Origin of the sequence: Mycobacterium sp. NPDC048908 (genome assembly GCF_043197955.1) — a bacterium.
GTDB lineage: Bacteria > Actinomycetota > Actinomycetes > Mycobacteriales > Mycobacteriaceae > Mycobacterium.
In genome coordinates this window covers 116,972-138,800 of record NZ_JBICUE010000003.1, presented here as the reverse complement: position 1 = coordinate 138,800, position 21,829 = coordinate 116,972, and the positions used below count along the sequence as shown (strand labels likewise).

The 21,829-nt window shown below is 63.0% G+C and carries 20 protein-coding genes and 1 tRNA gene; 11 read left to right on the top strand and 10 right to left on the bottom strand.

Annotated elements, in window-relative coordinates; all coding sequences use genetic code 11:
• Position 1: 1 nt before the first annotated feature.
• Positions 2 to 685 carry a trimeric intracellular cation channel family protein gene (locus ACGFK1_RS09530; protein WP_393428018.1) on the bottom strand — a complete coding sequence of 228 codons (684 nt, stop codon included), beginning with the start codon at positions 683 to 685 and terminating at the stop codon, positions 2 to 4.
• 672 nt (positions 686 to 1,357) lie between these two features.
• Between ACGFK1_RS09530 and ACGFK1_RS09525 the strand changes: the two genes are divergently transcribed.
• Both ACGFK1_RS09525 and ACGFK1_RS09520 read left to right on the top strand, forming a co-directional pair.
• Positions 1,358 to 1,807 (top strand): hypothetical protein, encoded by a 450-nt coding sequence (locus ACGFK1_RS09525; RefSeq protein WP_393428017.1) that lies wholly within the window; start codon positions 1,358 to 1,360, stop codon positions 1,805 to 1,807.
• 27 nt (positions 1,808 to 1,834) lie between these two features.
• Positions 1,835 to 2,392, top strand: a complete 558-nt coding sequence (locus ACGFK1_RS09520; RefSeq protein WP_393428016.1) for a hypothetical protein — start codon at positions 1,835 to 1,837, stop codon at positions 2,390 to 2,392.
• A 587-nt stretch (positions 2,393 to 2,979) separates the two neighbouring features.
• Here the strand turns inward: ACGFK1_RS09520 and ACGFK1_RS09515 are convergent.
• The 4 genes from ACGFK1_RS09515 to ACGFK1_RS09500 all read right to left on the bottom strand — a co-directional run bounded on the left by ACGFK1_RS09515 (position 2,980) and on the right by ACGFK1_RS09500 (position 5,774).
• Positions 2,980 to 3,303 carry a hypothetical protein gene (locus tag ACGFK1_RS09515; RefSeq protein ID WP_393428015.1) on the bottom strand — a complete coding sequence of 108 codons (324 nt, stop codon included), beginning with the start codon at positions 3,301 to 3,303 and terminating at the stop codon, positions 2,980 to 2,982.
• A gap of 642 nt (positions 3,304 to 3,945) precedes the next feature.
• The gene (locus ACGFK1_RS09510; RefSeq protein WP_393428451.1) at positions 3,946 to 4,554 is read right to left on the bottom strand and encodes a DUF4189 domain-containing protein; all 609 of its coding nucleotides are present in this window, start codon (positions 4,552 to 4,554) and stop codon (positions 3,946 to 3,948) included.
• A gap of 77 nt (positions 4,555 to 4,631) precedes the next feature.
• The gene (locus ACGFK1_RS09505; RefSeq protein ID WP_393428014.1) at positions 4,632 to 5,273 is read right to left on the bottom strand and encodes a DUF2510 domain-containing protein; all 642 of its coding nucleotides are present in this window, start codon (positions 5,271 to 5,273) and stop codon (positions 4,632 to 4,634) included.
• Positions 5,274 to 5,636: 363 nt separating this feature from the next.
• Entirely contained in the window at positions 5,637 to 5,774 is a 138-nt protein-coding gene (locus ACGFK1_RS09500) for a hypothetical protein (RefSeq protein WP_393428013.1), read from the bottom strand.
• 501 nt (positions 5,775 to 6,275) lie between these two features.
• Here ACGFK1_RS09500 and ACGFK1_RS09495 point away from each other — a divergent pair.
• Positions 6,276 to 6,794 (top strand): SLATT domain-containing protein, encoded by a 519-nt coding sequence (locus ACGFK1_RS09495; RefSeq protein ID WP_393428012.1) that lies wholly within the window; start codon positions 6,276 to 6,278, stop codon positions 6,792 to 6,794.
• A gap of 9 nt (positions 6,795 to 6,803) precedes the next feature.
• Here ACGFK1_RS09495 and ACGFK1_RS09490 read toward each other — a convergent pair whose 3' ends face one another.
• The 4 genes from ACGFK1_RS09490 to ACGFK1_RS09475 form a co-directional block, all read right to left on the bottom strand.
• Complete coding sequence (locus tag ACGFK1_RS09490; RefSeq protein ID WP_393428011.1) at positions 6,804 to 8,489, bottom strand: phosphotransferase; 1,686 nt, start codon at positions 8,487 to 8,489, stop codon at positions 6,804 to 6,806.
• A 5-nt stretch (positions 8,490 to 8,494) separates the two neighbouring features.
• The gene (locus ACGFK1_RS09485) at positions 8,495 to 10,729 is read right to left on the bottom strand and encodes a GAF domain-containing protein (protein WP_393428010.1); all 2,235 of its coding nucleotides are present in this window, start codon (positions 10,727 to 10,729) and stop codon (positions 8,495 to 8,497) included.
• A 376-nt stretch (positions 10,730 to 11,105) separates the two neighbouring features.
• Positions 11,106 to 11,179: transfer RNA gene (locus tag ACGFK1_RS09480), tRNA-Leu, on the bottom strand.
• 105 nt (positions 11,180 to 11,284) lie between these two features.
• Positions 11,285 to 12,046 (bottom strand): LysA protein, encoded by a 762-nt coding sequence (locus tag ACGFK1_RS09475; protein ID WP_393428009.1) that lies wholly within the window; start codon positions 12,044 to 12,046, stop codon positions 11,285 to 11,287.
• A gap of 280 nt (positions 12,047 to 12,326) precedes the next feature.
• Between ACGFK1_RS09475 and kdpF the strand changes: the two genes are divergently transcribed.
• The 6 genes from kdpF to ACGFK1_RS09445 are packed head-to-tail and all read left to right on the top strand — an operon-like array spanning position 12,327 to position 20,399.
• Positions 12,327 to 12,428, top strand: a complete 102-nt coding sequence (gene kdpF / locus ACGFK1_RS09470) for a K(+)-transporting ATPase subunit F (RefSeq protein ID WP_393428008.1) — start codon at positions 12,327 to 12,329, stop codon at positions 12,426 to 12,428.
• A gap of 8 nt (positions 12,429 to 12,436) precedes the next feature.
• Complete coding sequence (kdpA, locus tag ACGFK1_RS09465) at positions 12,437 to 14,107, top strand: potassium-transporting ATPase subunit KdpA (protein WP_393428007.1); 1,671 nt, start codon at positions 12,437 to 12,439, stop codon at positions 14,105 to 14,107.
• Positions 14,107 to 16,251 carry a potassium-transporting ATPase subunit KdpB gene (kdpB, locus tag ACGFK1_RS09460; protein WP_393428006.1) on the top strand — a complete coding sequence of 715 codons (2,145 nt, stop codon included), beginning with the start codon at positions 14,107 to 14,109 and terminating at the stop codon, positions 16,249 to 16,251. Before kdpA ends, kdpB begins: the two co-directional genes overlap by 1 nt.
• A gap of 2 nt (positions 16,252 to 16,253) precedes the next feature.
• Entirely contained in the window at positions 16,254 to 17,180 is a 927-nt protein-coding gene (locus tag ACGFK1_RS09455; RefSeq protein ID WP_393428005.1) for a potassium-transporting ATPase subunit C, read from the top strand.
• The gene (locus ACGFK1_RS09450; RefSeq protein ID WP_393428450.1) at positions 17,158 to 19,710 is read left to right on the top strand and encodes a DUF4118 domain-containing protein; all 2,553 of its coding nucleotides are present in this window, start codon (positions 17,158 to 17,160) and stop codon (positions 19,708 to 19,710) included. The genes ACGFK1_RS09455 and ACGFK1_RS09450 overlap by 23 nt, the downstream gene beginning before the upstream one ends.
• Positions 19,707 to 20,399, top strand: coding sequence for a response regulator (locus ACGFK1_RS09445; protein WP_393428004.1), 693 nt, complete (start codon positions 19,707 to 19,709; stop codon positions 20,397 to 20,399). Before ACGFK1_RS09450 ends, ACGFK1_RS09445 begins: the two co-directional genes overlap by 4 nt.
• Before the next feature lie 19 nt (positions 20,400 to 20,418).
• Here the strand turns inward: ACGFK1_RS09445 and ACGFK1_RS09440 are convergent, their stop codons facing one another.
• Positions 20,419 to 20,682 carry a DUF732 domain-containing protein gene (locus ACGFK1_RS09440; protein ID WP_393428003.1) on the bottom strand — a complete coding sequence of 88 codons (264 nt, stop codon included), beginning with the start codon at positions 20,680 to 20,682 and terminating at the stop codon, positions 20,419 to 20,421.
• A 228-nt stretch (positions 20,683 to 20,910) separates the two neighbouring features.
• Here ACGFK1_RS09440 and ACGFK1_RS09435 point away from each other — a divergent pair, with 228 nt between their 5' ends.
• Both ACGFK1_RS09435 and ACGFK1_RS09430 read left to right on the top strand, forming a co-directional pair.
• The gene (locus ACGFK1_RS09435) at positions 20,911 to 21,405 is read left to right on the top strand and encodes a MarR family winged helix-turn-helix transcriptional regulator (RefSeq protein ID WP_393428002.1); all 495 of its coding nucleotides are present in this window, start codon (positions 20,911 to 20,913) and stop codon (positions 21,403 to 21,405) included.
• Entirely contained in the window at positions 21,402 to 21,791 is a 390-nt protein-coding gene (locus ACGFK1_RS09430) for a DUF5313 family protein (RefSeq protein ID WP_393428001.1), read from the top strand. The genes ACGFK1_RS09435 and ACGFK1_RS09430 overlap by 4 nt, the downstream gene beginning before the upstream one ends.
• The last annotated feature ends 38 nt before the right edge of the window (positions 21,792 to 21,829 follow it).

The following is a 21,829-nucleotide window of genomic DNA, read 5'->3' as shown; positions in this document are numbered from 1 at the left end:
CTCACCGCTGATCGGTCGGTCCTTTCGCGGGCGGATCCGAATCAGGACGCCGAGAATTTCTTTCGGCGCCTGGAGGCCCAGGGGCGTGAAGATCGAACCGGACGCCGATCATCCGAATAACGAAGCAGGCCGCCGCAGCGGCCAACGCGGCCGGTAGGCCGTAGACATCCAGCCGGATCGCGGCGACGGTGATCGCGGCGGCCACCAAAGCAGGAATCGCGTAGAGCTCACTGCGCAGCACTGTAGGGATCTGCCCAACCATGGTGTCGCGTATCGTGCCGCCCCCCACCGCGGTGACGACGCCCAGCAGGAGCGCCGGCGCGACCCCAAGTCCGAACTCCACCGCCTTACTCGCACCGATGACGGCAAACACACTGAGCCCGATCGCGTCCAGCACCGTGATCGGTGTCTCCAGTCGTATGAGCCACCTGCTGAGGACGAATGCGATCAGCCCGCCCCCGAGCGCGAGTGCGAAATACCGCCAGTCACGAAAGGTTGCTGGTGGTATCGCGCCAATAACGACATCGCGGACAACCCCGCCGCCCAACGCCGTCATCATGCCCAGCGTCACCACGCCCACCACGTCGAGTCGCGCGGCCCGCACCGCTGTCAGGGCTCCGTTGAGTCCAAAGACGAAGGTGCCTATCAGATCCAGAACAAGCAGCAACGGCGGTTCGACACTCACACACCGTGCCTATCACGGATCCGAACCGCGATCGGAGCCTCGCGGTCATCGGATTCGCGCTGTTTTGACCACTGCACGCTAGTGCTGCTGGATTGGCGAGATTCTTGGCCGCCGGTGGTGCGGCCTTCACCACGCCGGCGCTGGTGCCCTCACCGGGGGCGCTCGCGATGCGCGTTGTGCGACCACGACAACGGGCCGGCGTTTGATTGTCGAGTCCAGGCAACCGCTGGGGCGCCTCATCGACGACCCTGGAAGTAGCGCAACGTGATGTGTTGCCAGGGATCGCAGTAGTCGTCGAGCGCGCATGACACGGACCTCGCAACAACTCGGCCGCCCATGGCCCATCGGCGGTGCTGCCGCAAGCCCGGACAGCGCACCGCCATGACGACGAGGACAACGGACGGCAGGAGACAGCACGTTGACAATGCCTAGACCCCAACAGAATTCGCCACACGGCCAGTCTTCAACACTTCGACGAAACGTCGAGGACCGAACACCCCATACGGCTACCGGTGCCGACCACAGGATTCTCCGACGGCGCACACGTGTTCGTGCGGCCCTTCATCCGTCTTGAACCAACGCCGTGCGCGCCAGCGTGTGCCTTGCCTCCGCTCGGCAGAAATTCAGTCAACGGTCGGCGCACACACCGACGAAAGGAACGAGTGACACATCATGCTGATGATTGATCGGCTAGACCACGCCGCGGTGCGCGAGCTCGCCCAGCGCACCGACACCCTCGGCGTGCTGTCGGTCTATGTGAACGCTGACCCCTATCGGGACCCGAATCTGCGTGCCGCCGCGATCGACCTGAGGAACCGATTTTCCGAGTTGCAGCGCCGGGTCAGCCATGAAGACGCTGACCAACTGCAGCGGCTCTGGCCGCAACTGGAGATCCTGACAAGCCCAATCGCATCGGGACGAGGCCGTATTGTCTTCGCCGCGCTGGGCGGGGATTGGACCGTGCGACTCGAGAGCGCGTTGCCGGTACCCAACCGGCTCGTGTTGGATGACGGCCCCTTCATCCATCCGCTACTGGAACTCCTCGACGAAGGCCGGCGCGCCGGGATCGTCATCGCCACCGCCGAAGAGGCCCGGCTGCTCGAGGGCGGGTCGGCTCGGTGACTGAAGTCGATCGGATGTCGCAGAGATATGTCCAGGCTCCGCACGAGCGGGCCGGGCAAATCGGCGGCGGCCCGACAGGGCAATTCCACACCCCGATGCGCGAACAACGTGCCGCCCGCGGGCGACACCGCACACTGCGGTTCTTGGACGAGGTCAGCGCACGTACGGTCGGAGGTAGCCGAAAAACTTGGTTGGGAGCGCATTCTCGTCAGCGGCGGCGAACGCTGGACCGAGCCGGTCATCTCCCGATTCCCGCAAGCGTTGCGCGACAACACGATCGCTGACGCGAGGTTCTTGTCCGCCGTTGATGACGCGGCGTTGTCCGCGGCGATCACCGAACAGCTCCACAAACAGCACCAGGACCGCGAGAAACGACTGCTGGCGCAAGTAGGTGAAGCTGCGAGTTCGGGATTGGCAGCCCTGGGACTATCTGAAGTGGCCGCGGCCTTGAACGTCGGCAGGGTTGCGCACCTGGTGTACGACCCGAACGTGCGATACATGGGAAGCCTCGGCGCTGATGGTGGGCTCTACGGCGGCGAGGAGATTCCCCCGGCAGCCAGCAGCCGCGACCCGAACCCCGGTTGACCGAACGACTGGTCGAGCGTGCGCTCGACACCGGGGCACAGATCACTCCCGTCGAAGGGGCCGCGCGCGGTGAGCTGGCTGATGCGGCCGGCATCGCCGCGCTGTTGCGCTGGTGACACACATTGGCGCGACGGACGAACGACAAACCCGCCGCGGCTGAAGCGTGAGTTGAACTGAACGCGCGCCACGCAGGTGATTGCAGTACGTGGATGTTGTCATCGCTTCGTCGGCAGATTGGGGCTTGTGATTCGACTGCGCTGTGCTGTATCAAGCTAGAGCGGTCCCGGACCCCTCATCACGCCCAGCGCCCAGACGGTGATCACCACTGCCGCCCCGGCGTTGACCGCAGCGGCCCGGTCGGCGCGGCGATCCGGGTTGGATGAGGGCGACGCTCGACCGAGTCGCGCGCCGACTGCAGGAGCGGTGCGGCCGGACGGCTCAAAATGCGTTCGCGTGACGCGAAATATCAGCGTCCGCGGCCAAATAACAGCTAACGACCGAGGGTGACAGCTGCGACTGCCACCCTCGGTCAGGCTTTCTGTCACCACACCTCAAGCCGTCGTTGCGGGGCGCGGCCCTGCGGATCATCAACAACTGAGTGTCACGTACGCCGTCTTGTTCATCACAGTCGTGGCGATGTTAGGCCCAGGGGTGCCGAGTAGGTTCCCAGGCACGCCGGAGTCGGTCCGCGAGTATGTCTGGCCGGGGCGCACTCCCGTCACGGTGCACTGCTCGGTTGGACCAGCACCGGTTCGGTTGACGATGACGTTGTAGCCCTCGGATTGAAGTTTGCCGATGGTCTGATCGGCTGTGCCGACGCCGCTCGGGGCGGCGCTGGCCGCGGCAGCGGTGCCTAGGCCCAGCGCAGCGATCGCAACGATAGTTCCAACTGTGGCGGCGATGTTCTTCATCTCGATCTCCCTCTGTACGTATCCATTTCGCTGCCTTCTGGTCATCGCCGACGAACTTGCCTGTGCCGCAACATCGAACAGGCCCGACGATTTGTTCGTCGGGCCTGAAGTCGATTCGGTGGCATCCTGCTGTTGGCCAGCGTCCGCCCAGCGGCGGGTTTCGACCAGGAATCAGTCAGTTCAACAGTAGGACTGCCGAATCTATTCCCCCCAGCGGGTGGTGCTCGATACGTAGCCTCGACATCTGCAGCGCGAGGAGTGGCGCGTAGTTCGAGACCCGAGCGCAGCCGCCGTATCTATGCGGCTGTGCGCTGTAAGCCCGAATCGGCTGAAATATCGGAACGTTGTGCGCCGCCCCGTACGGGGTCGGCGGCGTGACGTGCTCGCGGCGGTCCCGGGGCCTTCAGCCGATGTCGATGCCAAAGTGGGAGTTTCAAGTTAGCGCGTGGGCGAGCAGCATGGTCGAAGCGTGACCGCGTAAGGTCTCGGCGCCTCTGCGTCGATTACAGACTTGCCGACTGGATGCGGCGCTACGCGGATGCCCATGCCTACAGCATTGCCGCGAACTCACGAGCAACGCGTCCCACCGAAAACCCCAACTGATTCTCAGAAGTCGCCTCAGCCGCAGCTGGTCCGTCCCGTCTAATTGCCCGGCGGCTCAGAGCATTTACCGCCCGCGGCACGTCCTCCGGGCGCTCCGTGCAACGCATCAGCGGAGGCGGCACTTGGGTCTGGGCCGACACCTCCGGCGATGATGCCGTTTGCACCCAGCGCATACGCCGCACAAGCGTGAAACGCCCTCGCGGCAACTTGGCAGGCGCTGTTGGTTCTCGCTGTGCATTCCGCAATAGCGATCTCGTCCGCTTGTCCTTGGCTGGCAGCCATCCCATATCCACCCAACTCGGGATTGCTCGACGACGCTGCCAAGGAAATGTAGTCGTTACCGGGCGTTGCAGCTAAGCACGCATTCAGGTTGCTCGGGTCAACGTAACTGCCTTCCGGACACCCCGCTGTGGCAGCGGGACTGAGGCCACCATTCGTGTTGACCGGAGGGGATGTTGGCGCGATGACTGGTGGAGGATCGGCGCTCGGAACCCACGGAATATAGCGATCGTCAAGCTTGGGTCCCTGATATATCGGATGGAAGTAGTCACCGGTCGGGCTGTCAAGACACTTTTCAAACCCCGGACCCGTCTCATAACAAAACGGGCCGGCGTCAGCTACACCGGCTGATAAGCCGAGTCCCGCCATTGCGAAGATGGACGCCGCTACGAATTTGTGCATCGAACCTGGATTCCAACCGAGGGATGGCGAAACTTTGGCGTTTGTCACGGAGCACCGAGACCGTAGGTGTATTGACCGGTGTCCCAGTTGACGGTGGCGTGATATTTGTGACCGCTCATAGTCCCATCACCGTTGTCCTTTGTTCCAGCGAAGCATTCGAAGATCGTGGTCTTGGCGGTCAGGTCGTCAGTCGATCCACCGCCAACCGGGTCACAAGACACGGACAAAACAGGGCCGTCGAATAGTCCGTCGTTCACATGCTTCTGCGCCATCTTCGTGACAGACGCCTCTAAGTCTTTAACAGCCGCAGCGCGTTGGGCACGCTTGGCCTCGTTATCACGCTGAACCTGCTCAGCTGCCGCAGCGTCCACAGCGGCCTTGTCGGCAGCCGCTTTGGACGAAGACGCCGCGGCCGCGTCGTTCCGCATCTGAGTATCGTGGCTATTCTTCCAGGTCAAAGCTCCGATGCCGATCGCAACAAGAGCGGTTAGGGCTGCGACACTGGCGATAACAACTTTCTTCCGTGCGGCAGCCGGCTTTTTCGCTGAACCAGTTGCCTCGGCTGGAAACGGGGTGGCGTCATCAGGTTCCGGAAGCGCCAGCCATCGCTTGCCGTCCCAATACCGCTGACCACCCTGCGGTGCTGGATACCAACCGGGAGGGACTTCATCCGATTCGTTAGGCATTTTGCCGTGTATCGCCTTCCGTCGCCGTTTCCGAGTGCTACATGACGGCGAGGCACAAAATGTCTAAGTCCCCCGCTAACGCCAGAGTGATGCTACTTGATTGATTTCGCAATCATCCCCGGATGAGAGTAATCGGCCAGAGGCGTAGGAAGTCACGATGCCACGTAGCGCCAAACGGGGCGCATTTCTGCACGTTCCCGGCTTGATGTACGCGGATGCTAACGCCCGCGGGGCGGCCTTTCCAATGTTTGGCCAGCCACTTCCGCTGGGTCCTTAGCTTTCATATGCAATGAGGGTCCGCCTTTCCGCCGACCGTGCCAGCAATCTTGTTAGCAAAGGTCAGAGACTGTCGTCGAAGGTCGATCATGCGCCGGATGAGAAAAACACCGGCAACGCGATGAAGACGAGGTCGGTCACCACGTAGGTGAGCAGGACGAACCCGAGGGGAAGACCATCGCCGGGATTTCCCCCAGAACGCCACGGGTGTAGCGGTCGCTCCACTGGGTCCACTGTCGATGGCTTCGCCGGCGGCGCCGGGAGAGGTCAGCGACGAGGGTGATGCGAGTCGATGCCCCTGCGGAAACACCGCCTGGCAGATGCATTCGCGACAAGGTGCTGTCGAGTACTTCCACGACGACGATGCCGGCATACCCATGAAAGACCAAGGCGGCCACGAGGCGAACAACATTGCCATCTTCTTAGCCTTCTAGGAGAAGCTTCGGCGCTCCGTGTCAGTCGCCCGGCACTGTCACGAGACTCTGCGCTCACCACAACCCCTTCACCACCGCAAGGTGTCCTCCCCGGCGGGACAGGGGTTGATGCGGTGAATTAATACGCTGGACGAGAACGCGTGAATCGTTATCACCTTGAGTAGACCGAAGCGGTGTTTCTTGTGGCTAATCCCATCGTCTTCCGCTCGGAATTGCTGTTCGCCGTCGAGCGAAGTTATAAACTCCGTCTTTCAGGGGGCTGCGACAGCGCCCGAGATGGGGGAATCCGGCAATGGCAGAACGGCAATGGACTGACGACTCAGACAGGCTGCTTCGCGACTGGTTCCAGAGAGCCCGCCACAGTCAGCATTCGCATCATGAACAAGGAAAGATCTTCAAGCGTCGGAACTACCTACTAGCCGTTCCTGTCGTGGTTATCAACACTGTTCTTGGAACCACGGCGTTCGCCTCTATCAACAGCCAGGCCGGCACCACGCAGAAGATATGGTTCGGCGTACTGAGCATGGTTGCCGCGGTTTTAGCTGCACTTCAGGTCTACTTCAAGTACGCCGAGAAAGCTGAGCAACACAAACATCTCGGTGCCCAATATGGCAATGTGCGGCGGGGCATCGAGCAATCAATCGCACTCGTTCCCAGCGACCGTGGTGACGTCAAGGTGGTGCTCGACGAGTTTCGGCAGCAGTTCGATGCGCTGGGCACGGAAGGGGATGTCGTGAGTCGGCGCATATTCGAGAGAACGGTAAAGATGCTCGCTGAACGAGATGAGGCGCGGGCAGCGGGCGGCGTGTAATCCTCGTCATCAACTTACGCTTGGTACGCCCGCTTCCTTCAGGTAGCGACTGGACGCGGCGACGAATGCGACAATCCGCATCCGTTCGAGATCTGTCCACTCGCGAACGAAGATGCTCAGTCCGTAGGCGAATAGAGTTTGGGCCCACTCGCGTGCAGCAGTTGTACGATCGCAATCGAAGTTGGCCAGCATGGTTTCAGCGACCAATCGCATCAATGCGAATAGTTCTCGATCGCGGCTCGTCACCGCTGAGAGGTCTTGTTCTGTGCCATCTCGGAAGGCGACGAGTAGGTCGTAATCCTGTTCTGACAGTTTTGCAATGGACAGTGCAGTCCGTGGCGTAGTGGTGCCGTCGACTTGAGCTAGGCGCAGCGTGGATGTGAGCGCAGCGCCGTCGGTGAAACGCGGACCCATTCCCGCCGTCGCATAGTCGATCATGCTCACTTCGGCGCCGTCCAAGTCGCTGATGAGGATATTGCCGCCGTGCAGGTCTCCATGCACCAAGCAGGCAGGTACGTCGAAAGTGAACGCACTCTCTGTGACTGCACCTGGACGAACGATCTCGAGGGTGAAATCTTCGAAGATTGCCTGTCCTGCCTGCGAATCGAAGCCTCGGACGGTATCAGACCGAACCAAGAAGTTCTCGATCTTCTCCAGCGCTCGCTCTGTCGAACTTCGGAACTTGCTGAAGTAATACCGGTGCGGCGTTATTGGGGCGCCCGCGATCGCCATCCAACTCTGCGACGACTCGGAAAACAGGGATCGGATCGACTGCCGAACGGCATCGAACTCATCTGTGGCCAGTAGAGCATCGAGGGATCTGACCGGCGATCTGCCGCCCCCCGCCATCGAATAGCAGATCGCCCCTAGGCTGTCGCGTTGAGACCAGCCGACCAGATCGACTCGAAATCGGCTGGGCACCCCCATGCGGATCAAGCCGACATACTGATTGGCTTCGTGGCGGATGTCCTCCTTCGGACCCACCTTCAGGACGCACTCCGCGCCTCGAATCGGTAGGCCGTGCTGATCGGTGCCGTAATTCAGATTCGCCTTGATGACAACTGATGCGCTCATCCCCTGTTGCTCCATCGGGCTTAAGACCAGTCGCACCTTGTCACGAACCAATCCGATGGACGCCGGACGGTTGAACACGTCGAAGAGCAGTGCCACAAGTTCGGCCTTGACCGCTACGAACTCGGGACGCAGACCTGGCACTCTTCCCCGGTCGAGGATGCCTTGTGCAAGCCGGTCAATACCGTCAAGTTCCCAAGTGGCATTGAATCGTTCGCTGAACTTGTTCTTGAGTATCTCCACATACCCAGAGGACTCTCCGACGAACTTGTTGACAAATAGCACCTCGCCCCCTTCGAGGGAGCTCACGAGGTTCAGTATCACGTCGATGTTCTCGCGCTTGTATCCGGTCGCGATGGCGCGTACGCATCCCGGCGACGTGTTACTCATACTTGTCAGAACCGCCTGGCCGCCTGGGTCGCCCTCAGCATCCGGTGTGAACACCAAATCGATGAAGGCCAGGTCGTAGTAGTTGTCCCTGGCAGCCTCGATCGCGGCATCAACGGTTTGCACGAAATCGATATCAAGCTTTTCGAGATAGTCGAACTCATCCCAAGCGGCTCTTGGGCTTTCGAGTCCGTTTGCATCGTTGTCGGCAATCAGGACCTTCAGCGGTACGAACATGTTGCCTACTCGCCTACCGGCACGAACCAATGGGTTTGCACCATGTCGGGGTCAGGGACAAACCGCATGAAGATGTCGCCGCCCATTTCTCGAACCATTTCACCGACCATGTAGCAACCCAGACGCGGTCGATCATTGTCGTTGGTGGTGCTCACCACAGGCACGCGATACACCTTCGCGGTGTGCGACGAGAGCAGTCGCTTCTTGGCCGGGTTCTTGAAAGAGATGTGCACATAGTTGAGACCGCCGAGCTTGACGCCCGTGGTTTGGATGATCGCCACCCCCGGCGCAGAATGGCGGGTGACATTACGCATGATCTCGTCCATGACGGAATGCACTTCGTGTGACGACTGCTCATCGATGAGGCAGTCGTCAACAATGCCCAGCCGAAAATCGACGTTGGCTGGTACCAACACACTGTTCACCGAGTGCTTGATAATCTCGGACATCTTCTCGGCTGTCGACGGAGCTTCTGACGACCTCGCGAGATCGTACCGATCCACCAAAGCCGCGAGATATGAGACCTTCTGCCCCAAGTCGGTGTCATCGCCGTCGATGGCTTCGCGGATGGCGTTGACCGCGGTGCGTGCATTGTCGATCTCATGCGGACCGATGCGTTCGATGGCCGCACGGCGCGCCACACGAGCCAGCACCTGCTCGCGTCCCAGCGCAATGGCCACGCCAGCCAGAGCCGCGAACGACTCGACTATCGATACCACTTCGCCGACATAAGCTTCCGCCAAAGGACTTTCGACGTTGACGGTCCCTACGATGTGAGACCCGCAGACGATCGGTACCGCGACCTCGGACAGGGTGTTGCGGCCGGTGATCTCCCGTATGAGTTTGATTTCGTCGCTCGGATACAGCGTTGTCTTGCCGGTGATGACTGCACGGACATTTGCAGATGTGTTCTCGTGATGCCGCCCCGCGGCGTCCTGTCCGAAAATTGGGATAATCGCTTCGGGATCGGACATCCGCTCGGCAGGGCGAGCAGTGAAGCGCCGACAGACCAGGATGGAGGCTTCCGCGGGTTGACTTGTGCTGATGAGCCGAATGGACACCGAGGCACTAGGAGTCGCCTTCAGCAGGTGGTCAGCGAGTGACTCGAGGATGAGTCTGGATTGCTCGTAATCGGCTGGGAATGCACGTGCGCCCAACGTAAGTGGCTTGGCAACGCTGAGACTCTCGTCGGGCTCTCCCAGCTTGCTCAACATGTCTGCCACAACCGCCAATTGGTGGCTAGACTCGTCGATCTGCTCTAAGCGGTACAGCAGCGACAAGCGCAGCGCGAAGATCTGCAGCGAGGTCAGGTTCAAGCGTGAGAAGGGTCGTTTACTGTCCGTCAGAACGATCAGCACGCCGAGGTTCAACGACTTTGGACGGTCGGGATCGCCGTACGGCACCGGCACCGCGATAGAGCTGACGGTGGTCGAGATCGCTGATCCTGATTGGGGAGTCAGTGGATGAATGAACGAGGCTGATTGAATGAAGGCCTGAATTATGCTGCGAACCTTGGGATTAGTGATTCCGCGTATCCCATCGGAGAGCTGGATGTCTTCCGGTAGGTCAGTCACCAACTCGCGGGAGCCCGTCGGATAGTCGCAATCCGCCTGCAACTTGGTGGGGTCTCGATCTATTGAGTAGAAGATCGCGCAGTCGGCGGATAGGTGTTGCACGGCCACCCTGACTAGCGTCGCCGTTCGTGAGGCGTCCTCTTCGGCCGCAGTGACACGCCGTATTGTCCTCGTCAGACTTTGTTGTTTGCGAATCGCGGCAAGTTCAGTTGCGTTAATGTACGTGGCAAGTTCGGCGACCTCCTCCTGGAACCCGCGCTGGAGGTCTGCGTCGGCGAATACGCATATCTGCAATCCATGACTGGAGATTGCGTTGGCATTGGACCTCAGAACATATAGATCGTCGTCGGGTGGAAACAACTCGACCGACCGTGACCATCGGATGATCTCTTGTTCGTTGCCTGTCAGGCGGTTCACTACCGGCTGCGTCGTGAGCGAACGGACCTTCTGGCCGACCTTCGCATGATCATTGCTGCCGTTGGTCGAGATGAAGGAAAGCACTGGGACGACGTTGTGCTTGTCGTAGGACAGCGCCACTAGCCATGAGGCACCCACCCGAATGCGAAGCTCGTCGGCCAACGTTTGGATTTCGCTATGTGGGCAAAAGATATCGCGCAAGATCAAATCACTTGGTCTCCACGTCGCGGCACCCCCGATTGTCCCCATTGGGCGATTGTGCCAAAGACTTGCACGTGATAAGTCGTTTGCAGACATTGTCCGCATCAGTCACCAAAATCTCACCGAGCTCGTGGAACTTGCCTGCAAACGGCCGGCATACGCAGAGCCATGTCCATCGACCATTTGCCGCATCACGCAGCCACCGTTGAATTCGTAGGTCTCGACTGATGTGATCACTCGAATACCAAAATGCGAGGAACCTATTTGTTGCCCTGGGCAAGCACCGGAGGCGCCTCATCGAGTTAGCTAGCGCACCAAACCCATCGCCGCGAACCCGCCGAGCGCCGCGACGACGCCGCGATGCGAGGGGTGAAACGAGAATCCAGTGGCCCCGACAATAACGCCTCTACCAGGCCGCTTCCGGTGCCCCCAGTCGGACTCGAACCGACACTGGGCGGATTTTAAGTCCGCTGCCTCTGCCAATTGGGCTATGGGGGCCTCGCCTGATGTTAGAGGCAGCCCACCCATAACCGATGGGACGGATCCGACAGCGCCTAGTCGCGACGTCCGCGGGCATTGTTTAGAAGCGCCCCGCGCCCCCGATCACGCCGCGCTCTGGCCCATCATCGTCAACCCCGGCGTCAACACGACCAGCGGACGCGGGAACCGCAACGTCGCACACTCGTCGTCAAGCGCCTGCTCGATCTGCATCGACAACTCCGGCAGCGCGACCATCCAGTCCCCCGTCGGCACCGCCCGACCGCCGCCGAGGCCCACCCGCGTCAGCGACCTGTGGTGATGCCTGCGGACGTGCTCCATCTCCGTGATCATCTGCCCGACCGCCGCCGGATAGCTGAGGAACCCATGCAGTCCCGGGCCGACATCACAATGCAGCCCAACAAGATTGAAGCGGTCGCCGGCCAGCACCGCCCCGATCGCGTGGTCCAGTTCCAGCGAGTCGAACCGGAAACCTCCCGTCGTGCCGTCCGACAGGCACACCACGATCTCGTGTCGCCGGTAGTCCACTGCGGCAAGCGATTCGATGTGCTTCATCGAACCGACCCGGAACAACCCGATTCCCAACCGGGCCGCCACCCGCAGGTCGGATTCGCTCATCCAATCGGCGTCCATGCTCAACCTCGACGGATGTATACCCGCCGCGATCGCGATGGCCAGGTCCTCGCCTGTGCGCAGATCCACGGCCACGCGATGGTCCCGCACCCACTTCGCGATCACCCGGTTCCTCAACACGACGGCCGGAAACGCGACCTCCGCCGTCGGGAACGATTTGCGGTATTGCTCGCAGCGCCGCAGATCCTCGTCGGTGGACACCCGACCACGGCCCAGAAACTCAGAGATTGTCACCCCAATGACGATCCGCCGCGGCCCCCGAACACGCCATAGCCCTAGCGCTCTCTTGACGGCCTTCTGTCGAAGTTTGACGCCGCGTTGACGTGAATCCGTAAAGGAACGCGGCGCTGCCGTCAAGAAACCGTCAAGGCCGGTATCTACACCCTGAGCTGGGACGAATCTCTCACAGAGCGCCGAAATCCGGTGCCCCGTAAACGTGGGAGACGGGCATGTCCGTACTGGTATTCATCGTGCTGACGGTGGCAATCTTCGCCCTGCTCGGCCTGGTTGAGAAGTGGGTCGAGAACCTGTGAGTCAAAACATCGTGGGCCTGATCCTCGCGGTCCTGCTGGCCCTGTTCCTCTTCGCCGCGTTGCTCTTCCCCGAGAGGTTCTAGTGAGTGCCTTGAGTTCCCAAACGGCGGGGATCCTGTTCCTCGCATCGATGATCATCGCGCTGGTGGCGGTGCACGTGCCGCTGGGCGACTACATGTATCGGGTCTACAGCTCCACGAAGGACTCCCGACCCGAACGCCTCATCTACCGGCTGATCGGCGCCGACCCGAAAGCCGAGCAGACCTGGGGCGCCTACGCCCGCAGCGTGCTCGCCTTCTCCGCGGTCAGCGTCCTGTTCCTGTTCGTCTTCCAACTGGTGCAAGGCAAGCTGCCGCTTCACCTCAACGATCCCGCCACCAAGATGACTCCGGCACTCGCGTGGAACACCGCGATCAGCTTCGTGGCCAACACGAACTGGCAAGCGTATTCGGGTGAATCCACACAGGGCCACCTCGTGCAGATGGCCGGCCTCGCGGTGCAGAACTTCGTCTCCGCCGCCGTTGGCATGGCAGTGGCCATGGCCTTCGTGCGTGGCCTCGCCCGCCGCAACACCACTGAACTCGGCAACTTCTGGGTGGACCTCGTCCGCGGCAGTATCCGAATCGTGTTGCCCATCTCGGTGATTGCCGCCATCCTGCTAATCGCCGGTGGCGCCATCCAGAACTTCCACCTGCACGACCAGATCGTCAATACACTGACCGGCGGTCAGCAGACCATCACCGGCGGCCCGGTGGCCAGCCAGGAAGTCATCAAGGAACTCGGCACCAACGGCGGCGGCTTCTACAACGCCAACTCCGCGCACCCGTTCGAGAACCCGACCTCATGGACGAACTGGATCGAAATCTTTTTGATCTGCTGCATCGCCTTCTCGCTGCCCCGCACATTCGGCCGGATGGTGGAGAGCAAGAAGCAGGGCTATGCGATCGTCGCGGTGATGGGCGTCATCGCCACCCTCAGCGTCAGCTTCATGATGTGGTTCCAGATCCAGGCGCACGGAACCGTGCCCACCGCAATCGGATCGGCGATGGAAGGCGTCGAACAACGGTTCGGCGTACCGGATTCCGCGGTATTCGCGACCGCGACGACGCTGACGTCCACCGGCGCGGTGGACTCGTTCCACGACTCCTACACCAGCCTCGGTGGCATGCTCACAATGTTCAACATGCAATTGGGCGAGGTCGCGCCCGGCGGCGTCGGCTCCGGCCTGTACGGCATGCTCGTGTTGGCCATCATCACCGTGTTCGTCGCGGGGCTGATGGTCGGCCGCACCCCGGAGTACCTCGGAAAGAAAATCACTCCGCGTGAAATCAAGCTCGCCGCAACGTATTTCCTGATCACGCCGCTGCTGGTACTGACCGGCACGGCCGTCGCGATGGCGATGCCCGGCCAGCGGGCCGGCATGCTCAACACCGGACCGCACGGTCTGTCCGAGGTGCTCTACGCGTTGACCTCGGCGGCCAACAACAACGGTTCGGCGTTCGCCGGCCTGTCGGCCAACACCGACTGGTACAACACCGCTCTCGGTCTCGCCATGATTTTCGGCAGGCTGCTGCCGATCATCTTCGTGCTGGCGCTGGCCGGGTCGCTGGCCAAACAGGGCAAGGCACCGGAATCCATCGGCACCCTGCCGACCCACCGCCCACAGTTCGTCGGCATGGTCGCCGGCGTCACGCTGATCGTCGTTGCCCTCACCTTCCTCCCGATGCTCGCGCTCGGACCCCTCGCTGAAGGAATCCACTGATGTCCGCACCAACCCTCCTGTCCCCACCCGCCCAGCCGAAACCCTACGCCGACAAGCGCGTTGGCGGCGGCCTAATGGACCCCAAGATGCTGTGGACGTCGCTGCCCGACGCGCTGCGCAAACTGGATCCCCGCACGCTGTGGCGCAACCCCGTCATGTTCATCGTCGAGATCGGCGCCGTCTGGAGCACCATCCTGGCCATCACCGAGCCGACCTGGTTCGGCTGGCTGACCGTGATATGGCTCTGGCTGACAGTCATTTTCGCCAACCTCGCCGAAGCCGTGGCCGAGGGCCGCGGTAAGGCACAAGCCGAGTCGCTGCGCAGGACCAAGACGGCGACCATGGCCCGCAGGCTCGTCGACTGGCTGCCAGGCGCCCCCGGCCGGGAAGAACAAGTCGCCGCTCCCCTGCTGCAGCAGGGCGACCTGGTGGTCGTCGAGGCCGGCCAGACCATCCCCGGTGACGGCGACGTCGTGGAAGGCATTGCCTCGGTGGACGAATCGGCCATCACCGGCGAATCCGCGCCCGTCATCCGCGAATCCGGCGGCGACCGCTCGGCCGTCACCGGCGGCACCACCGTGCTCTCCGACCGCATCGTCGTCAAGATCACGCAGAAGCCCGGCGAGAGCTTCATCGACCGGATGATCGCACTGGTCGAGGGCGCCAACCGGCAGAAGACGCCCAACGAGATCGCGCTCAACATTCTGCTCGCGTCGCTCACCATCATCTTCGTGTTCGCCGTCGCGACCCTGCAGCCGCTGGCCATCTTCTCCAAGGCCAACAACCCAGGCGTGCCGGATTCGTTGGCGCTCAACGGCAACGGCGTATCCGGCATCGTGATGGTCTCGCTGCTGGTCTGCCTGATCCCCACCACCATCGGGGCGCTGCTGTCCGCCATCGGCATCGCAGGCATGGACCGCCTCGTGCAGCGCAACGTCCTGGCCATGTCCGGTCGCGCCGTCGAGGCCGCAGGTGATGTCAACACGCTGCTGCTCGACAAGACCGGCACCATCACCCTTGGCAACCGGCAGGCCGCCGCGTTCGTGCCGCTGACGGGTGTCACGCCGCACGAGTTGGCCGACGCCGCGCAGTTGTCCAGCCTGGCCGACGAGACCCCCGAGGGCCGCTCCATCGTGATCTTCGCCAAGCAGGAGTATGGGTTACGTGCCCGCACACCCGGCGAACTCGACAAGGCGCACTGGGTCGAGTTCAGCGCTCAGACCCGGATGTCCGGCGTCGACCTCGAGAACGGGCATTCCCTGCGCAAGGGCGCGGCCAGCTCGGTCTCCGAGTGGGTGCGCTCGGAGGGCGGTCGTGTGACAACCGAACTCGGCGACATCGTCGACGGTATCTCCGCCGCAGGCGGCACCCCGCTGGTCGTCGGTCAGCTCGTCGGAGGCACCGCATCAATCTTGGGTGTCATCCACCTCAAAGACGTCGTCAAGCAGGGCATGCGGGAACGGTTCGACGAGATGCGCCGGATGGGCATCCGCACGGTGATGATCACCGGCGATAACCCCTTGACCGCCAAGGCCATTGCCGACGAGGCCGGCGTCGACGACTTCCTCGCCGAGGCCACGCCCGAGGACAAGATGGCGCTGATCAAGAAGGAGCAGGCAGGCGGCAACCTGGTCGCGATGACCGGTGACGGCACCAACGACGCGCCCGCGCTGGCGCAGGCCGACGTCGGCGTCGCAATGAACACCGGCACATCGGCGGCCAAAGAGGCCGGCAACATGGTCGATCTCGACTCCGACCCGACCAAGCTCATCGAGATCGTGGAGATCGGCAAGCAACTGCTGATCACCCGTGGCGCGCTGACGACGTTCTCCATCGCCAACGACATCGCCAAGTACTTCGCCATCATTCCGGCGATGTTCGTGGCGTTGTTCCCCGGCCTGGATCTGCTGAACATCATGCGCCTGCACAGCCCGCAGTCGGCGATCCTGTCCGCGGTGATCTTCAACGCGATCATCATCGTCGCGCTGATCCCGCTGTCGCTGCGTGGAGTGCGCTACACACCGAGCAGCGCGTCGAAACTGTTGAGGCGCAACCTCTACATCTACGGTCTCGGCGGCATCATCGCGCCGTTCATCGGCATCAAGCTCATCGACCTCGTCATCCAATTCTTACCGGGAATGTGACCATGAAAATCTCGCATCTGGTTCGTCAACACTGGGCCGCGCTGCGCGCGCTGCTCGTCCTCACTGTCATCGTCGGCCTCGCCTACCCCCTGTTCATCTGGCTTGTCGCCCAGATCCCCAGTCTGCGCGATAAGGCGAACGGCTCGATCATCGAGGCCAACGGAAAGCCGGTGGGCAGCAGCCTGATTGGGCAGTCGTTCACCGACAAAGACGGCAACGCGCTGGCCAAGTACTTCCAGAGCCGCCCGTCGGCAGCGGGCGACGGCTACGACCCGCTGTCCACCAGCGCGAGCAACCTCGGCCCGGAAAGCATCGTCGACTCCCCCGTCGGCGGTGCCGACAATCCAGCCGCCGCCGGCGGTGCCGGCAATCCAGCCGAAGACAAGCCGAGCCTGCTCACCCAGGTCTGCTCGCGCAGTGTGGCGGTCGGCCAGCTCGAAGGGGTGAACGGCGCGCGCCCGTTCTGCACCGGCGGCGGCGTCGGCGCGGTGCTGTCGGTGATCGGACCCCGTGATGCAAGCGGCAACGTCGTGCACCCGACCCGCGTCGTCAGTGTCAACGAGCCGTGCGAGACGACGAAGGCCCCATTCCTGAACACCTTCGAAGGTGTGCGCGTCGAATGCGCAAAGTCGGGCGAGGACTACAGCATCGGCCAGATCGTGCCGGTTCGTGGCGCGGCCCCTGCGGACCCGAAGGTGCCCGCCGACGCCGTCACCGCCAGCGGCAGCGGCCTCGATCCGGACATCTCGGTCGCCTACGCGGACCTGCAGCTGAACCGGGTGGCCCGGGCCCGCGGGATCAGCGCCGATCAGGTCAAGGAACTCGTCGCGGACAACACCGACGGCCGCTGGCTGGGCTTCTTCGGTGAGCCGACGGTCAACGTGTTGACGCTGAATATCGCGCTCGATCAGAAGTACCCGGGTGGATGATGATCGTGTGAGTACGTCCCAGCACGCACCCAAACGCGGGGAGCTGCGCATCTATCTCGGCGCAGCCCCCGGCGTCGGTAAGACGTACGCGATGCTGGGCGAGGCGCACCGCCGACTGGAACGGGGCACCGACCTGGTGGCCGCGGTCGTCGAGACGCATGGCCGCAGGAAGACCGCCGACCTGCTCGAGGGCATCGAGACGGTGCCGCCCAAGTACATCGAGTACCGCGGCAAGCTCTTCGGTGAACTCGACGTGGCCGCGGTGCTCCGACGTCAGCCGCACGTGGTGCTCGTCGACGAACTCGCCCACACCAACACTCCCGGCAGCAAGAACCCCAAGCGCTGGCAGGACGTCGAAGAACTGCTCGACGCCGGCATCACCGTGATCTCGACGGTCAACGTGCAGCACCTGGAAAGCCTCAACGACGTCGTTACCCAGATCACCGGTATCGAACAACAAGAAAAGGTGCCCGACGAAGTCGTTCGCGCCGCCGACCAGATCGAACTCGTCGACATCACCCCGGAGGCGTTGCGGCGCAGGCTCGCCCACGGAAACGTCTACGCACCTGAGCGCGTCGACGCCGCGTTGTCCAACTACTTCCGCCGCGGAAACCTGACGGCACTAAGAGAACTGGCGCTGTTGTGGCTTGCCGACCAGGTCGACGCCGCACTCGAGAAATACCGCCAGGAGAACCAGATCACCGACACCTGGGAGGCACGCGAGCGCGTCGTCGTCGCCGTCACGGGCGGCGCGGAGTCGGAAACCCTGGTGCGCAGGGCGTCACGCATCGCATCGAAGTCCAGCGCGGAACTGATGGTGGTGCACGTGGTTCGCGGCGACGGGCTCACCGGGGTGTCCGCGCCGCAGATGGGCAAGGTGCGCGAGTTGGCCATCAGCCTGGGCGCCACCCTGCACACCGTGGTCGGCGACGACGTGCCCAGTGCGCTGCTGGATTTCGCGCGTGACGAGAACGCCACCCAGTTGGTCATCGGCACGTCGCGGCGGTCGCGGTGGGCCCGCATCTTCGACGAGGGAATCGGCGCCTCGGTGGTGCAGCAGTCCGGCAAGATCGACGTGCACATGGTCACCCACGACCAAGCAAGCCGCAGTTCGGTTTTGGCGCGGATCACCCCTCGGCAACACCATGCGATGTCGTGGCTTGCCGCCATCGTCGTTCCGTCCGCGATCTGTGCGGTGATCGTCTATCTGCTTGACCCGTATCTGGGTATCGGTGGCGAGAGCGCGATCTTCTTCATCGGCGTGCTGATCGTCGCATTGCTCGGTGGCGTGGCACCGGCGGCGTTGTCGGCGCTGCTGTCCGGTCTGCTGTTGAACTACTTCCTTGTCGCGCCGCGTTACACGTTCACCATCGCCGAACCCGACAGCGCGGTGACGGTGGTGGTGCTGTTGCTCGTCGCGGTCGCGGTGGCCGCGTTGGTCGACGGAGCGGCAAGTCGGGCACGGGAGGCACGACGCGCCTCACAGGAGGCGGAACTGCTCGCGCTGTTCGCCGGGTCGGTGCTGCGCGGCGCGGACCTGAACACGCTGCTGGAACGCGTGCGGGAGACCTATTCACAGCGTGCGGTCAGCCTGCTGCGGGAAGGCGCTGGGATCGTCGGATGCGTGGGCACGGATCCCTGCGTGGACGTCGACACCGCCGACACCGCAATCGAAGTCGGCGATGACGAGTTCTGGCTGTTGATGGCGGGCCGCAAGCTGGCCGCCCGCGATCGCCGGGTGCTCGGCGCGGTCGCGAAACAAGCGGCCGGTCTGGTCAAGCAGCGTGAATTGACCGAAGAGGCGGGCAAAGCCGAAGCGATCGCCCAAGCCGACGAGCTACGGCGGTCCCTGCTGTCGGCCGTCAGCCACGACCTGCGCACTCCCTTGGCCGCCGCCAAGGCCGCGGTGTCCAGCCTGCGCAGCGACGACATCCACTTTTCCGCTGAGGACACCGCCGAATTGCTGGCCACCATCGAGGAGTCCATCGACCAACTGACCGCACTGGTCGGCAACCTGCTCGACTCGTCGCGGTTGGCGGCCGGTGTGCTCCGGCCCGAACTGCGGCGGGTGTACCTCGAGGAAACCGTCCAGCGAGCTCTGTTGGGAATCAGTAGGGGCGTCACGGGTTTTCGACGCCAGGGCGTCGACCGGGTCAAGGTCGACGTGGGCGATGCGGTGGCGATGGCGGACAGCGGTCTGCTGGAGCGGGTGCTGGCCAACCTGATCGACAATGCGCTGCGCTACGCGCCGGACAGCCCGGTGCGCGTCACCGCGGGGCAAGTGGGAGAACGCGTGCTGATCGCGGTCGTCGACGAAGGACCCGGCATCCCCCGCGGCGCAGAAGACCAGATGTTCGCACCGTTTCAGCGACTCGGTGACCACGACACCAGCAGCGGCGTCGGCCTGGGTCTCTCGGTTGCGCGCGGTTTCGTCGAGGCGATGGGCGGCACGATTTCTTCGACAGACACCCCCGGCGGCGGCCTCACCGTCGAAATCGACCTCGCCGCACCGCAGGACGGCGCGGCATGACCCCGCAGAAGACCCGGGTACTGGTCATCGACGACGAACCCCAGATCCTGCGCGCGTTGCGGATCAACCTGTCGGTGCGCGGATATGAAGTCACTACGGCCGCCAATGGCGCGGAGGCGCTGCGCTCGGCGGCCGACCACCGGCCCGACGTCATCGTGCTCGACCTCGGGCTGCCGGATATGTCGGGTATCGAAGTGCTCGGCGGACTGAGGGGCTGGCTCACCGCGCCGGTCATCGTGCTGTCGGCGCGCACGGACTCCGCCGACAAGGTCGAGGCGCTCGATGCCGGCGCCGACGACTACGTCACCAAACCCTTTGGCATGGATGAATTCCTCGCTCGGTTGCGTGCCGCAGTGCGTCGAGGCACCGCGTCCTCCGACACCGACGAACCAGTGATCGAAACGTCGTCCTTCACCGTCGACCTCGCCGCGAAGAAGGTCACGAAAAACGGTTCGGAGGTGCACTTGACGCCTACGGAGTGGGGCATGCTCGAGATGCTGGTGCGCAACCGCGGCAAGCTCGTCGGCCGCGAAGAACTGCTCAAAGAGGTCTGGGGTCCGGCCTACGCGAAGGAAACCCATTATCTGCGGGTGTATTTGGCGCAGTTGCGTCGCAAACTCGAAAACGACCCGTCACATCCGGTGCACCTGTTGACCGAAGCCGGTATGGGTTACCGCTTCCAGCAGTGACTTGCTCTGCTGTCGGGAGTCAGCAGCCGAGGTGGACCACAGCGGCCGAGACAATGTCGCCGGCCGCGGGTACCGATACGCCGATCTCGTTCTGCACCTGAAGCATGGCGTCGGTGGAGTTCATCCCGCCGCGGATCGAATTGCATGCGTTGTAGCCCGCGGCAAGCAACTGCTGGGGCGTCACATTGTTGTACGTGGGGACCAACGCGTGCAGGAAACCGGCGTTGTCGGCCGCTGCGGACGGGGCAAACATCAGCGAGACCGCCGCGCCGGCGATCACCACCCGAACCGCATTTGACCACATGTGATGTTGACTCCCCGAGATCAGTGTTTGCAGTAGCAAAGGTCAGCTTACTGCAGCCATATTAACGCCAACGACAGTTATTGGCTGTCGTCCGTTGGGCAGGTAGTGACCCATCTCTCATGGCAGCGCGAACTGTATCGGCGCGCAGCGGCGTTCAAGATTGGTAGTACGCTAACTAATCGTACCCTAACTATCAGAGGAAAAGCCATGACGAATCGACTGGCCACGGACCTCGATCCGCTGGCGTTGGAGCGCCAGGTGTGTTTTGCGCTCGCTGTCACCAACCGTGCGGTGCTTGCGGTGTACCGGCCCTTGCTCGAGCCGCTCGGCCTGACCCACCCGCAGTACCTCGTGATGCTGTCGCTGTGGGACAACGCGAAGGCCGGCGGCCAGCCGTTGTCGGTCAAGGACATCGCGCGCTTGCTGCAAATGGATTCGGCCACCCTGTCACCGATGCTCAAGCGGCTGCAGGCTCAGGGCCTGATCACCCGGTCGCGCAGCGAGGCCGACGAACGCACCACCCACGTCGAGCTCACGGCGAAGGGCCGGGAGTTGCGCGAGCAGGCTCTGGCGGTGCCGCCCGCGGTGGTCGAGCGCCTGGGCGTCGGGCTGTCCGAGTTGGAGCACCTCCACCAGGTCCTCACTGGAATCAACACCGCTGCGCTGGCGGCAGGTGCGCTCGATGCGGAGTTGGACCGATGACCCCGCGCCCCGACCCTCTGCGCTGGATTTGGTACACGTTCGGCGGCACCCTCGGATCCCGCTACCGCGAATGGGTGCTGCGTGATCTCACCGGTCGGACCCGATGGGAGCGCCAGATCGTCCGTGCGGTCGTGCAAGTGGTGCCGCTGGCCGCCGTGCTGCTGATCGCGCTGGGATCCGGCTGGATCGCCTGGGTCGGTGTCGGCTGCGGGCTGGTGTTGGCGTTGATCTACTCGGCCGCCTACTTCGACCCCGCCGTCGAACATCGGCTGGCGAAGCACGGTTACCCCGCTGGCACCGCGCAACGCATTCTCAGCGAGCGGGACAGCGCCAAGCACCCCGACCGGATGCGTCGCTATCTGGAGACATACCGCGACACCGCCTGAGCAAACACGGCGGCCGGTTCCGGCCCATCGCGGGGCTG